Origin of the sequence: Pseudomonas fluorescens, from assembly GCF_000802965.1 — a bacterium.
Lineage (GTDB): Bacteria > Pseudomonadota > Gammaproteobacteria > Pseudomonadales > Pseudomonadaceae > Aquipseudomonas > Aquipseudomonas fluorescens_A.
In genome coordinates this window covers 29,354-42,695 of the sequence record NZ_JSAK01000026.1, presented here as the reverse complement: position 1 = coordinate 42,695, position 13,342 = coordinate 29,354, and the positions used below count along the sequence as shown (strand labels likewise).

10 protein-coding genes are annotated in these 13,342 nt (G+C 57.9%); all 10 read left to right on the top strand.

Features of this window, described 5'->3' with window-relative positions; translation table 11 throughout:
- Nucleotides 1–25 precede the first annotated feature (25 nt).
- The 10 genes from rseP (at nucleotide 26) to NL64_RS20470 (ending at nucleotide 13,226) form a co-directional block, all read left to right on the top strand.
- Entirely contained in the window at nucleotides 26–1,378 is a 1,353-nt protein-coding gene (gene rseP, locus NL64_RS20515) for a sigma E protease regulator RseP (protein WP_034149894.1), read from the top strand.
- Between the two features lie 74 nt (nucleotides 1,379–1,452).
- A complete protein-coding gene (gene bamA, locus NL64_RS20510; RefSeq protein ID WP_034149893.1) occupies nucleotides 1,453–3,840 on the top strand; it encodes an outer membrane protein assembly factor BamA in 2,388 nt (795 codons plus the stop codon).
- Nucleotides 3,841–3,885: 45 nt separating this feature from the next.
- Nucleotides 3,886–4,389, top strand: a complete 504-nt coding sequence (locus tag NL64_RS20505) for an OmpH family outer membrane protein (RefSeq protein WP_034149892.1) — start codon at nucleotides 3,886–3,888, stop codon at nucleotides 4,387–4,389.
- 3 nt (nucleotides 4,390–4,392) lie between these two features.
- Nucleotides 4,393–5,448: a UDP-3-O-(3-hydroxymyristoyl)glucosamine N-acyltransferase gene (gene lpxD, locus NL64_RS20500; protein ID WP_034149891.1), complete on the top strand. Its 1,056-nt coding sequence runs from the start codon at nucleotides 4,393–4,395 to the stop codon at nucleotides 5,446–5,448.
- Between the two features lie 108 nt (nucleotides 5,449–5,556).
- Entirely contained in the window at nucleotides 5,557–5,997 is a 441-nt protein-coding gene (gene fabZ, locus NL64_RS20495; protein WP_007907157.1) for a 3-hydroxyacyl-ACP dehydratase FabZ, read from the top strand.
- Nucleotides 5,994–6,770 (top strand): acyl-ACP--UDP-N-acetylglucosamine O-acyltransferase, encoded by a 777-nt coding sequence (lpxA, locus tag NL64_RS20490; RefSeq protein WP_034149890.1) that lies wholly within the window; start codon nucleotides 5,994–5,996, stop codon nucleotides 6,768–6,770. The genes fabZ and lpxA overlap by 4 nt, the downstream gene beginning before the upstream one ends.
- 2 nt (nucleotides 6,771–6,772) lie before the next feature.
- On the top strand, nucleotides 6,773–7,903 hold the full coding sequence (lpxB, locus tag NL64_RS20485; RefSeq protein ID WP_034149889.1) for a lipid-A-disaccharide synthase: 1,131 nt from the start codon (nucleotides 6,773–6,775) through the stop codon (nucleotides 7,901–7,903).
- 11 nt (nucleotides 7,904–7,914) lie between these two features.
- On the top strand, nucleotides 7,915–8,541 hold the full coding sequence (rnhB, locus tag NL64_RS20480; protein ID WP_034149888.1) for a ribonuclease HII: 627 nt from the start codon (nucleotides 7,915–7,917) through the stop codon (nucleotides 8,539–8,541).
- Between the two features lie 76 nt (nucleotides 8,542–8,617).
- On the top strand, nucleotides 8,618–12,139 hold the full coding sequence (gene dnaE, locus NL64_RS20475; RefSeq protein ID WP_034149887.1) for a DNA polymerase III subunit alpha: 3,522 nt from the start codon (nucleotides 8,618–8,620) through the stop codon (nucleotides 12,137–12,139).
- Between the two features lie 139 nt (nucleotides 12,140–12,278).
- Nucleotides 12,279–13,226: an acetyl-CoA carboxylase carboxyltransferase subunit alpha gene (locus tag NL64_RS20470; RefSeq protein ID WP_034149886.1), complete on the top strand. Its 948-nt coding sequence runs from the start codon at nucleotides 12,279–12,281 to the stop codon at nucleotides 13,224–13,226.
- Nucleotides 13,227–13,342 lie beyond the last annotated feature (116 nt).

Below are 13,342 nucleotides of genomic sequence, written 5' to 3'. Positions count from 1 at the left end.
CCAGATAGGAATGCGGAGAAAGTAAATGAGCGCGCTCTATATGATTGTCGGCACCCTGGTGGCTCTGGGTGTGCTGGTTACCTTCCACGAGTTCGGCCATTTCTGGGTCGCGCGTCGCTGTGGGGTCAAAGTGCTGCGCTTTTCCGTAGGCTTCGGGATGCCGTTGCTGCGTTGGCACGACAAGAAAGGCACCGAATTCGTGGTGGCTGCCATTCCGTTGGGTGGCTACGTAAAGATGCTCGACGAGCGTGAAGGCGAAGTGCCGGCCGATCAGCTCGATCAATCCTTCAATCGCAAATCGGTACGCCAGCGTATTGCCATCGTGGCGGCAGGGCCGGTCGCCAACTTTCTGCTGGCAATGGCGTTTTTCTGGGTGTTGGCCATGCTCGGCACCGAGCAGGTGCGTCCTGTCATTGGTGCTGTAGAGTCCGGCAGTATCGCCGCCAAGGCCGGTTTGAACGCCGGTCAGGAAATTATTTCAATCGACGGCGAGCCGACTTCCGGCTGGGCTGCGGTAAATTTGCAATTGGTCCGTCGACTTGGGGAAAGTGGTTCCCTGCAGGTGTTGGTACGTGATCAAGGTTCCACGGTTGATTCACCCCGTGAGCTGGCGCTGGATAAATGGCTCAAGGGGGCTGATGAGCCGGATCCGATTCGCTCGCTGGGTATCCGTCCATGGCGTCCGGCATTGCCGCCGGTCCTGGCTGAGCTTGATTCGAAAGGCCCAGCCCAGGCTGCCGGCCTGAAAACCGGTGATCGCTTGCTGGCGCTTGATGGCAAGTCGCTGGATGACTGGCAGCAGGTGGTCGATACCGTCCGTATGCATCCTGATACCAAAATCATGCTGCGGGTGGAGCGTGATGGTGCTCAAATCGACGTCCCTGTCACGCTGGCTGCACGTGGCGACAAGAAGACGCCGAGTGGTTATTTGGGCGCGGGGGTAAAAGCTGTCGATTGGCCACCGGAGATGATTCGCGAGGTCAGCTACGGTCCTATGGCCGCGATTGGGGAGGGGGCTCGACGCACTTGGACCATGAGCGTTCTGACCCTCGATTCGCTGAAGAAAATGTTGTTCGGCGAGCTCTCGGTAAAAAACTTGAGTGGACCGATAACCATTGCTAAAGTGGCGGGCGCTTCGGCCCAGTCGGGTGTTGCTGATTTCCTGAATTTCCTTGCTTATCTGAGTATTAGCTTGGGCGTTCTGAATTTGCTGCCCATTCCTGTGCTGGATGGGGGGCATTTGTTGTTTTATCTGATCGAGTGGGCGCGTGGTCGTCCCTTGTCGGATCGGGTGCAGGGTTGGGGGATACAGATCGGTATCAGTTTGGTGGTCGGAGTGATGTTGCTCGCTTTGGTCAATGATCTGGGTCGTCTGTAACACTTCGCTGAATTGCGAATCTGCCGCATTTTGCGGCAGTTTGTTTATTGCCAGTTGGAATAAGAAAGGACTTCATGAAACGTCTGCTGCTAACTGCGGTTCTCACCGTATTGATGATCGCCGAAGTTCACGCCGAGTCCTTCACTATCTCTGATATTCGCGTCAATGGCCTCCAGCGGGTCTCCGCGGGTAGCGTCTTTGGTGCTTTGCCGTTGAACGTCGGTGAACAGGCGGATGATCGTCGCCTGGTGGAATCCACTCGTGCGTTGTTCAAAACCGGTTTCTTTCAAGATATCCAGCTGGGCCGTGATGGCAACGTCCTGGTCATCACTGTAGTCGAGCGTCCGTCGGTCGCCAGTATCGAGATCGAAGGTAACAAGGCGATCTCCACTGAAGACCTGATGAAGGGCCTGAAGCAGTCCGGTCTGGCCGAAGGCGAGATCTTCCAGCGCGCCACCCTCGAAGGTGTACGTAACGAGCTGCAACGCCAGTACGTCGCTCAGGGTCGCTACTCGGCCACTGTGGACACCGAAGTGGTGCCACAGCCGCGTAACCGCGTAGGTTTGAAGGTCAACATCAACGAAGGCACCGTTGCGGCTATCCAGCACATCAACGTGGTGGGCAACACGGTCTTCCCTGATGAAGACCTGATCGACCTGTTCGAACTCAAGACCACCAACTGGCTGTCGTTCTTCAAGAACGACGACAAGTACGCCCGTGAAAAACTCTCCGGCGACCTGGAGCGTCTGCGTTCCTATTACCTGGATCGCGGCTATATCAACATGGATATCGCTTCTACCCAGGTGTCCATCACTCCGGACAAGAAGCACGTCTATATCACCGTCAACATCAACGAAGGTGACAAGTACACCGTTCGTGACGTGAAGTTGAGCGGCGACCTGAAAGTCCCTGAAGACCAGGTCAAGTCCCTGCTGCTGGTCCAGAAAGGCCAGGTGTTCTCGCGCAAGCTGATGACCACCACTTCTGAACTCATCACCCGTCGTCTGGGTAACGAGGGTTACACCTTCGCCAACGTCAACGGTGTGCCACAGCCTCATGATGAAGATCACACCGTGGACATCATGTTCGCTGTCGATCCAGGCAAGCGTGCCTACGTGAACCGCATCAATTTCCGTGGCAACACCAAGTCGGAAGACGAAGTGCTGCGTCGTGAAATGCGTCAGATGGAAGGTGGTTGGGCTTCAACTTACCTGATCGACCAATCCAAGACTCGTCTGGAGCGTTTGGGCTTCTTCAAGGAAGTCAACGTTGAAACCCCGGCAGTACCGGGCGTCGATGACCAGGTTGATGTCAACTACAGCGTTGAAGAGCAAGCCTCCGGTTCGATTACCGCCAGCGTCGGTTTCGCCCAGAGCGCGGGTCTGATCCTTGGTGGTTCGATCACCCAGAACAACTTCCTCGGTACCGGTAACAAGGTCAGCATCGGCCTGACCCGTAGCGAATACCAGAGCCGTTATAACTTCGGTTATGTCGACCCCTACTGGACTGCTGATGGTGTGAGCCTCGGTTACAACGCCTTCTACCGCACCACCGACTATGACGATCTTGATGTCGACGTAGCCAGCTATGCCGTAGACAGCCTGGGTGCGGGCGTGAGCGTCGGTTACCCGATCAGCGAGACTTCGCGCCTGACCTTCGGTCTGACTGCCCAGCAGGACGAGATCAAGACGGGTGTGTACACCGTTGATGAAATCTTCGACTTCGTTGACAAGGAAGGCGACAAGTACCTGAACTTCAAGGCTTCGGCCGGCTGGTCCGAATCGACCCTGAACAAAGGCGTACTCGCGACCCGTGGTCATTCCCAAAGCCTGGTGCTGGAAACCACTACGCCGGGCAGCGACCTGTCGTTCTTCAAGCTCGATTACCGTGGCCAGTTGTTCCAGCCTTTGAGCGAAAACTACACCATGCGCCTGCATACCGAATTGGGTTATGGCGATGGCTACGGTTCGACCGATGGCTTGCCATTCTATGAAAACTACTATGCTGGTGGTTTCAACTCGGTTCGTGGCTTCAAGGACAGCACGCTGGGTCCACGCAGTACCCCGAGCCGTGGTCAACTTGTTACGGGCAATGCGGGTACTCAATTTGACCCGGACCAGGATCCTCTGCCATTCGGTGGTAACGTCCTGATCCAGGGTGGTGTTGAAGTGCTGTTCCCGCTGCCGTTCATCAAGGATCAACGATCCCTGCGCACTTCGGTATTCTGGGATGTGGGTAACGTATTCGACTCCTCGTGCTCGGATACTGTTAACGCCGATGGCACGAAGTCCAACACCAAGTGCAACGACATCAGTCTGAGCAACATGGCCAGTTCCGTCGGTGTGGGTGTGACCTGGGTCACCGCACTGGGTCCTCTGAGTTTTGCGTTGGCCATGCCAGTCAAGAAACCGGATGACGCTGAAACTCAAGTGTTCCAATTCTCCCTCGGCCAGACGTTCTAAGCGTCTGACCCAAGATAACGACAATGAATTTTGTAGGAGTGCATCGTGCGTAAGTTGACTCAATTGGTTCTCCTGGCTTCCCTACTGGTAGCGGGCCCGGCATTTGCCGACATGAAAATTGCCGTGCTGAACTATCAGATGGCGCTGCTGGAATCCGATGCGGCCAAGAAGTACGCCGTGGATGCCGAGAAAAAATTCGGTCCTCAACTGTCCAAGCTCAAGACGCTGGAAAGCAGCGCCAAGGGCATTCAGGACCGTCTGATGGCCGGTGGCGACAAAATGCAGCAAGGCGAGCGTGAGCGTCTGGAACTTGAATTCAAGCAAAAGGCCCGTGACTTCCAGTTCCAGTCCAAGGAACTGAACGAAGCCAAAGCCGTTGCTGACCGTGAAATGCTGAAGCAGCTCAAGCCGAAACTGGACAGCGCTGTGGAAGAAGTCATCAAGAAAGGTGCTTTTGACCTGGTCTTCGAGCGTGGCGCAGTGATTGATGTCAAGCCTCAGTACGACATCACGCGCCAGGTTATCGAGCGCATGAATCAGCTGAAGTAATCCATGACCGCGACTATCAAGCTCGGCCAGTTGGCCGAGTTCCTCGGCGCCACACTGCGTGGCGACCCGGAAAAAGCAATTACTGGGCTAGCCACCTTGCAGGAGGCTGGCCCAGCTCAGTTGAGCTTTCTGGCAAATCCCCAATACCGTAAATACCTGCCAGGTTGTCAGGCTGCAGCTCTGTTGCTGAAAGCCGCTGACGCCGAGGGGTTTGCCGGGGACGCGCTGGTGGTGCCTGATCCTTACGCCGCCTACGCTCGTATTTCTCACCTGTTCGATCCCAAGCCAAAGGCAGCCCCGGGTATTCATCCGTCGGCGGTCATTGCGCCAGACGCAGTCATTGATCCTGCGGCGAGTATCGGTGCCTTCGTGGTCATCGAAAGCGGGGCGCATGTGGCTGCTGGTACGACCGTGGGCGCGCATTGTTTCATCGGCGCCCGTAGCGTCATCGGCGAAGGTGGCTGGCTCGCACCACGTGTCACGCTGTATCACGACGTACGCGTCGGCAAGCGGGTGGTGATCCAGTCCGGGGCCGTGCTCGGTGGCGAAGGTTTCGGCTTTGCCAACGAGAAGGGCATCTGGCAGAAAATTGCCCAGATCGGTGGCGTGCTGGTTGGCGACGACGTGGAGATTGGCGTGAATACCGCCATCGACCGTGGCGCATTGGCCGATACCATCATTGGCAACGGCGTGAAGCTCGACAACCAGATTCAGATCGCCCATAACGTCCAGGTCGGTGATCACACCGCTATGGCCGCGTGCGTGGGAATATCCGGCAGCACCAAAATCGGCAAGCATTGCATGCTCGCCGGTGGCGTAGGGCTGGTGGGGCATATCGATATTTGCGACAACGTTTTCATCACCGGGATGACCATGGTGACCCACTCGATTACCGAGCCGGGCGCCTATTCTTCCGGTACGGCGATGCAACCGGCAGCCGAGTGGCGCAAAAGCGCGGCACGTATCCGTCAGCTCGATGACATCGCGCGGCGTTTGCGACAGCTGGAAAAGCAAGTAGGGGAAGTGACCCCTGACGGTAATGCTTCATCAGATGGCTGATACCATTTCCATATCAAGTGTGCACAGCCGCTAGACTGCGTCCTTGATTTGCTAGAGGAGTGCGCGTCAGTCGCGCGCTCCCAATCTTTACATAGGCTTCCCCCCGAAATGATGGACATCAACGAGATTCGCGAATACCTGCCTCACCGTTACCCGTTCCTGCTGGTGGACCGGGTCGTGGATCTGGATGTGGAAGGCAAGCGCATTCGCGCCTACAAGAATGTCAGCATCAACGAACCGTTCTTCAATGGTCACTTCCCTGCGCATCCAATCATGCCGGGCGTGCTGATCATCGAAGCGATGGCTCAGGCTGCCGGGATCCTTGGTTTCAAAATGCTCGACGTGAAACCGGCCGACGGCACCCTTTACTACTTTGTCGGCTCCGACAAGCTGCGCTTCCGCCAGCCGGTGTTGCCGGGCGATCAGTTGATCCTTGAAGCGAAGTTCCTGAGCTGCAAGCGTCAGATCTGGAAGTTCGAATGCCAGGCTTCGGTCGACGGCAAACCAGTCTGCTCCGCTGAAATCATCTGTGCGGAACGCAAACTATGAGTTTGATTGACCCTCGCGCAATCATCGATCCGACGGCCGTCCTGGCCGACGGTGTCGAGGTCGGCCCGTGGTCGATCATCGGCGCAGGTGTGGAAATCGGCGAGGGAACAGTGATCGGGCCACACGTGATCCTCAAGGGCCCGACCCGGATCGGTAAGCACAACCGTATCTACCAGTTCTCCTCGGTAGGTGAGGACACGCCAGATCTGAAATACAAAGGCGAAGAAACGCGCCTGGTGATTGGTGACCACAACGTCATTCGCGAAGGCGTGACGATTCACCGTGGGACCATTCAGGATCGTTCGGAAACCACCCTGGGCGATCACAACCTGATCATGGCCTATGCCCACATTGGCCACGACAGCGTTATCGGCAACCATTGCATTCTGGTCAATAACACCGCTTTGGCTGGCCACGTGCACGTTGAAGACTGGGCGATCCTGTCCGGCTTTACCCTGGTCCACCAGTATTGCCATATCGGCGCCCACAGCTTTTCCGGCATGGGCACAGCCATTGGCAAGGACGTACCAGCGTACGTCACGGTGTTCGGCAACCCGGCCGAAGCTCGCAGCATGAACTTCGAAGGCATGCGCCGTCGCGGTTTCAGCGAAGATGCGATCCACGCTCTGCGTCGCGCCTACAAGGTGGTTTACCGCCAGGGTCTGACCGTTGAGCAGGCACTCGCCGAACTGGCCGAACCGTCGATCCAGTTCCCGGAAGTTGCAGTGTTCCGCGACTCCATCCAGTCATCGACCCGCGGCATCACCCGCTAATCATGGCCAATCTGCGTATTGCGCTGGTGGCGGGTGAGGCTTCCGGCGACATTCTGGGCGCGGGGCTGATGCGTGCACTCAAGGCTCAGCACTCGGCAGTCGAGTTCATCGGTGTCGGTGGTCCATTGATGCAGGCTGAAGGCCTGACTTCGTATTTTCCCATGGAGCGCCTGTCGGTCATGGGCCTGGTGGAAGTGCTCGGCCGATTGCGCGAGTTGCTGGCACGGCGCAAGAAACTGGTCGCGGACCTGATCGCTGCGAAGCCGGACGTGTTCATCGGCATCGATGCCCCGGACTTCAACCTCAATATCGAACTCAAGCTGCGTCAGGCCGGGATCAAGACCGTGCATTACGTCAGTCCGTCGGTCTGGGCCTGGCGGCAGAAGCGGGTGTTGAAGATTCGCGAAGGTTGCGACTTGATGCTTACGCTGTTCCCCTTCGAAGCGAAATTCTACGAAGAGAAAGGCGTACCGGTGCGGTTTGTCGGGCACACCCTGGCCGATGCCATTCCGCTCGAAGCTGACCGCGCTGCTGCGCGGGCTGAACTGGGATTGCCTGATGGGCCGTTGGTTGCGCTGATGCCCGGCAGTCGTGGCGGCGAAGTGGGTCGTCTCGGTGCGTTATTTCTCGATACGGCGCAACGCCTGCGGGCACTGCGTCCGGGTGTGCGTTTTATCGTGCCTTGCGCCAATCCGCAGCGTCGTGCGCAGCTCGAAGAGTTGCTCGCTGGTCGCGATCTGCCGCTGACCCTGCTCGATGGCAAGTCGCACCTGGCGCTGGCTGCCTGCGACGCCGTGTTGATTGCTTCTGGAACCGCAACCCTTGAAGCCTTGCTGTACAAACGGCCGATGGTCGTTGCCTATCGCCTTGCGCCGCTGACGTTCTGGATTCTCAAGCGCATGGTGAAAAGCCCCTACGTTTCCTTGCCGAACCTGCTGGCCCAGCGCCTGTTGGTGCCCGAGTTGCTGCAGGACGAGGCGACGGTCGAAGCGCTGGCGCAAACCCTGTCACCGCTGATTGAGGGCGGTGAAGAGCAAACCCGCGGTTTTGATGAAATTCACCGGACCCTTCGTCTGGATGCCTCCAACCAGGCTGCGGATGCAGTGCTGAACCTGATCGGCCAAGTAAAATGAGTAAGACAAGCATGCAGATGGGGCTGGATTTCACCTTGGTCGCTGAAGTCGAAGAATTGGTTGCCGGTGTCGATGAAGTCGGTCGCGGCCCGCTCTGTGGAGCTGTGGTGACGGCGGCTGTGATCCTTGACCCGAACCGTCCGATTCTCGGTTTGAACGACTCGAAGAAACTCACCGAAGCCCGTCGCGAAAAGCTCTACGACGAGATCTGCGAAAAAGCCCTGAGTTGGTGCATTGCACGGGCGGAAGTCGAAGAGATCGACGAGCTGAACATCCTCCACGCGACCATGCTGGCCATGCAGCGCGCCATTGCCGGGCTGCACATCCAGCCGAAACTGGCGATGATCGACGGCAACCGCTGCCCGAAACTGCCGATGCGCGCGGAAGCCGTGGTTAAAGGCGACAGCAAGGTCCCTGCCATTGCAGCAGCGTCGATTCTCGCGAAGGTCAGCCGTGATCGTGAAATGTCTGCTTTCGAATTGATCTACCCAGGCTACGGCATCGGCGGCCACAAAGGCTACCCGACGCCCGTTCATCTGGAAGCACTGGCACGCCTGGGCCCGACCCCGATTCACCGGCGTTCGTTTGCCCCGGTACGCCTTGCTTACGAAGCTCGCGAGAGTCTGGTCGAGAGTTAATCGCAGGCTGATTTTTTCTACCAAGGCCCGGTACAATCCGGGCCTTGTTGTTTTCATGACTTAACGCAGGATCACTATGCCGGCTTCATTCGTTCATCTACGCCTGCACACTGAATACTCCCTGGTCGACGGTCTGGTGCGGATCAAACCGCTGGTCAAGACCCTGGTCGGCATGAACATGCCTGCCGTTGCGGTCACCGACCAGAACAACATGTGTTCCCTGGTCAAATTCTATAAAAACGCCATGGGTGCAGGGATCAAGCCGATCTGCGGCGCCGACCTGTGGCTGTCGAACAAGGATCCGGATAACCCCCTGAGCCGGATCAGCCTGCTGGTGATGAATGCCGAAGGCTATCGCAACCTCACCGAGCTGATTTCCCGCGGCTTCATCGATGGCCAGCGCAATGGCGCGATCATCATCGAGCGCGAATGGGTCGCTGAAGCCAACGCAGGCTTGATCATGCTATCGGCAGCCAAAGAGGGCGAAATCGGCCAGGCCATGCTCAGCGGCAACCCGGCGGAAGCGGAATCCCTGGCCCGTGAATGGATGGACGTGTTTCCGGACCGTTTCTATCTGGAGATCCAGCGCACCAACCGCCCCAACGATGAAGAGCAACTGCATGGCGCCGTGGCTTTGGCCGAGAAGATCGGCGCGCCGCTGGTCGCGACCAACGATGTGCGCTTCATCAAGCAGGAAGACTTCGCCGCTCACGAAACCCGCGTTTGCATCGGTGAGGGCCGCGCCCTCGACGATCCGCGGCGCTCGAAAAACTACAGCGATCAGCAGTACCTCAAAAGCGCCGAGGAGATGGCTGAGTTGTTCAGCGACATTCCCGAAGCGCTGGAAAACACCGTCGAGATCGCCAAGCGCTGCAACATTGAAGTAAAACTGGGCACGCACTTCCTGCCCAACTTCCCGATTCCCGATGGCATGACCATCGATGAATATTTCCGCAAAGTCTCGTTCGATGGTCTGGAAGAGCGTCTCGCGGTCCTGCTGCCCAAGGACACCACCGAGGACTACGAAGCCAAGCGCCAGGTCTATGTCGACCGGTTGAATTTCGAGCTGGATATCATTATCCAGATGGGCTTCCCCGGTTACTTCCTGATCGTGATGGACTTTATCCAGTGGGCCAAGAACAACGGCGTGCCGGTCGGTCCTGGCCGGGGGTCGGGAGCCGGGTCGCTGGTGGCCTATGTTCAGAAGATCACCGACCTCGATCCGCTGGAATATGACCTGCTGTTCGAGCGCTTCCTTAACCCGGAACGGGTCTCCATGCCCGACTTCGACGTCGACTTCTGTATGGACGGTCGTGACCGGGTAATCGACTACGTGGCCGAGAAGTACGGCCGCAACGCTGTGAGCCAGATCATCACCTTCGGTTCCATGGCCGCGAAAGCGGTGGTGCGAGATGTGGCGCGGGTGCAGGGCAAGTCCTATGGCCTGGCGGATCGTCTGTCGAAGATGATCCCGTTCGAAGTCGGCATGACCCTGGAAAAGGCTTACGAGCAGGAAGAAATTCTGCGCGACTTCATCAAGGTCGATGAAGAAGCCGCGGAAATCTGGGAGATGGCCCGCAAGCTTGAAGGCGTTGTGCGTAACGTCGGCAAGCACGCCGGTGGTGTGGTTATCGCACCGACCAAGCTGACCGACTTTTCGCCGATCTATTGCGACGAAGCGGGCGATGGCCTGGTAACCCAGTTCGACAAGGACGACGTTGAAGCGGCTGGTCTGGTGAAGTTCGACTTCCTCGGCCTGCGGACCCTGACGATCATCGACTGGGCGCTGAAAACCATCAACCGCGACCGCGCCAAGGTCAACGAGCCGCCGCTGGACATCGCGTTCATCCCGTTGGACGACAAACCGACCTATTCACTGCTGCAAAAAGCCGAAACCACGGCCGTGTTCCAGCTCGAGTCCCGCGGCATGAAAGAGCTGATCAAAAAGCTCAAGCCCGACTGCCTGGAAGACTTGATCGCACTGGTGGCACTGTTCCGTCCGGGCCCGCTGCAATCGGGCATGGTGGACGACTTCATCAACCGTAAGCACGGTCGCGCCGAACTGGCGTACCCGCACTCGGACTACCAGTACGAAGGCCTGAAGCCAGTATTGGCCCCGACCTACGGCATCATCCTGTATCAAGAACAGGTGATGCAGATTGCCCAGGTCATGGCCGGCTACACCCTCGGCGGCGCGGACATGCTCCGTCGGGCCATGGGTAAGAAAAAACCCGAGGAAATGGCCAAGCAGCGCGGCGGTTTCATTGAAGGTTGCGCCACCAACAATATCGACGCCGACCTGGCCGGTAACATTTTCGACCTCGTAGAAAAGTTCGCCGGTTACGGCTTCAACAAATCCCACTCCGCCGCTTACGGCCTGGTGTCGTACCAGACCGCGTGGCTGAAAGCGCACTACCCGGCGCCGTTCATGGCCGCGGTACTGTCGGCGGATATGCACAACACCGACAAGGTCGTGACCTTGATCGAAGAAGTGCGCACGATGAAGCTGCGTCTCGACGCGCCGGACGTGAACACTTCCGAATTCAAGTTCACGGTAAACGACGAAGGCCGGATTATTTACGGTCTGGGCGCGATCAAGGGTGTGGGCGAAGGCCCGGTCGAGGCGATCACCGAGGCGCGTCAGAAAGGCCCGTTCAAGGACCTCTTCGACTTCTGCGCCCGGGTTGACCTCAAGCGCATCAACAAGCGGACTCTCGACGGCTTGATCCGCAGCGGAGCGCTGGATCGTCTCGGTCCGTATTTCCATGACGAGCCGAAAGCCTATCAGGCCAACATCGACCGCAATCGCGCGGTGTTGCTGACCGCGATGGAAGAGGCAATCAAGGCTGCCGAACAAACCGCCCGAACCCACGACAGCGGCCATGCCGACTTGTTTGGCGGCCTGTTCGTAGAAGAAGACGCCGACGTTTACGCCAACCATCGCAAGGCCAAGGAACTGACGCTCAAGGAACGCCTGAAAGGCGAGAAAGACACCTTGGGCCTGTACCTGACCGGTCACCCGATCGACGAATACGAAGGTGAAATCCGCCGTTTCGCCCGTCAACGAATCATCGACCTGAAGCCGGCGCGCGATACCCAGACCGTCGCCGGTATGATCATCGCCCTGCGCGTCATGAAGAACAAAAAGGGCGACAAGATGGGCTTCATCACCCTCGACGACCGTTCGGGGCGAATCGAAGCGTCGCTGTTCGCCGATGCGTTCCATTCCGCGCAATCGCTGTTGCAGACCGATGCGATGGTGGTGGTCGAAGGTGAAGTCAGCAACGACGACTTCTCCGGCGGCCTGCGGCTGCGGGTCAAGCGGGTGATGAGCATGGAAGACGCGCGCACCAACCTGGCCGAAAGCCTGCGCTTGAAGCTGCATGCCAAGGATCTCAAGGGCGATCAGCTACGCTGGCTGGGTGAGTTGTTGAAGCGTCACCGCGGTGCGTGCCCGATCACCATGGACTACACCAGTCCCGATGCGAAGGCCTTGTTGCAGTTCGGCGAAGGCTGGCGAATCGACCCGGCGGATGCGTTGATTCAAGCCCTGCGTGACCAGTTCGGGCGAGACAACGTCTTCCTCCAATACCGTTGACGGTCAGTGCTATTGGTTTGCCCTGACCTTGACCTGAATTTTTAATCTCGACCTGAACGCGCCTGTCCCTTAAGGTAGGGCGCGAATAGACAACCGGCCGGCCCAAGCTCTTTTGGATGTCGACCCAAGACGGACGCCTATGAACCCGAATTTTCTAGATTTCGAACAGCCGATCGCCGACCTGCAAGCCAAGATCGAAGAGTTGCGCTTGGTCGGTAATGACAATTCGCTGAATATCGGCGATGAGATCTCCCGCCTGCAGGACAAAAGCAGCACGCTGACCGAAGACATCTTCGGCAAGCTGACCAGCTGGCAGATCGCGCGTCTGGCGCGTCACCCGAAACGTCCCTATACCCTGGACTACATCGAACACATCTTCACCGAGTTCGATGAGCTGCATGGTGACCGTCACTTCTCCGACGATGCCGCCATCGTCGGCGGTATTGCCCGTCTGGACGATCAGCCAGTGATGGTGATCGGTCACCAGAAAGGTCGCGAAGTTCGTGAAAAGGTTCGCCGCAACTTCGGTATGCCGCGTCCGGAAGGCTACCGCAAGGCCTGCCGTCTGATGGAAATGGCCGAACGTTTCAAAATGCCGATCCTGACCTTCATCGACACCCCGGGTGCTTACCCAGGCATCGACGCTGAAGAGCGCAACCAGAGCGAAGCGATTGCCTGGAACCTGCGCGTGATGGCTCGCCTGAAAACCCCAATCATCGCCACCGTTATCGGTGAGGGTGGTTCCGGTGGTGCACTGGCCATCGGCGTCTGCGATCAGCTGAACATGCTGCAGTATTCGACCTACGCGGTGATCTCGCCGGAAGGTTGTGCTTCGATCCTGTGGAAAACCGCCGAGAAAGCACCGGATGCCGCTGAAGCCATGGGCATTACTGCCGAGCGTCTCAAAGGCCTGGGCATCGTCGACAAAGTGATCGGCGAGCCTCTGGGCGGCGCTCACCGTGATCCGGCAGCTGCGGCCGCTTCGATCCGTGCCGAGCTGAGTTCGCAACTGGCGATGCTGAAGAAGTTCGATAACGACGCGCTGCTCAAGCGCCGTTACGATCGTCTGATGAGCTACGGTCTCTAACTGACCTCGCGGTACCCCTGTAGGAGCTGCCGAAGGCTGCGATCTTTTGATCTTTTTTTATAAAAATCAAAGTCAAAAGATCGCAGCCTGCGGCAGCTCCTACAGGGGATTTATGT

What these genes read in the sequence shown, in the direction of transcription:
- rseP (WP_034149894.1), top strand. Translation starts at nt 26, where the DNA reads ATGAGCGCGCTCTATATGATTGTCGGCACCCTGGTGGCTCTGGGTGTG.
- bamA (WP_034149893.1), top strand. Translation starts at nt 1,453, where the DNA reads ATGAAACGTCTGCTGCTAACTGCGGTTCTCACCGTATTGATGATCGCC.
- lpxD (WP_034149891.1), top strand. Translation starts at nt 4,393, where the DNA reads ATGACCGCGACTATCAAGCTCGGCCAGTTGGCCGAGTTCCTCGGCGCC.
- fabZ (WP_007907157.1), top strand. Translation starts at nt 5,557, where the DNA reads ATGATGGACATCAACGAGATTCGCGAATACCTGCCTCACCGTTACCCG.
- lpxA (WP_034149890.1), top strand. Translation starts at nt 5,994, where the DNA reads ATGAGTTTGATTGACCCTCGCGCAATCATCGATCCGACGGCCGTCCTG.
- lpxB (WP_034149889.1), top strand. Translation starts at nt 6,773, where the DNA reads ATGGCCAATCTGCGTATTGCGCTGGTGGCGGGTGAGGCTTCCGGCGAC.
- rnhB (WP_034149888.1), top strand. Translation starts at nt 7,915, where the DNA reads ATGCAGATGGGGCTGGATTTCACCTTGGTCGCTGAAGTCGAAGAATTG.
- dnaE (WP_034149887.1), top strand. Translation starts at nt 8,618, where the DNA reads ATGCCGGCTTCATTCGTTCATCTACGCCTGCACACTGAATACTCCCTG.
- NL64_RS20470 (WP_034149886.1), top strand. Translation starts at nt 12,279, where the DNA reads ATGAACCCGAATTTTCTAGATTTCGAACAGCCGATCGCCGACCTGCAA.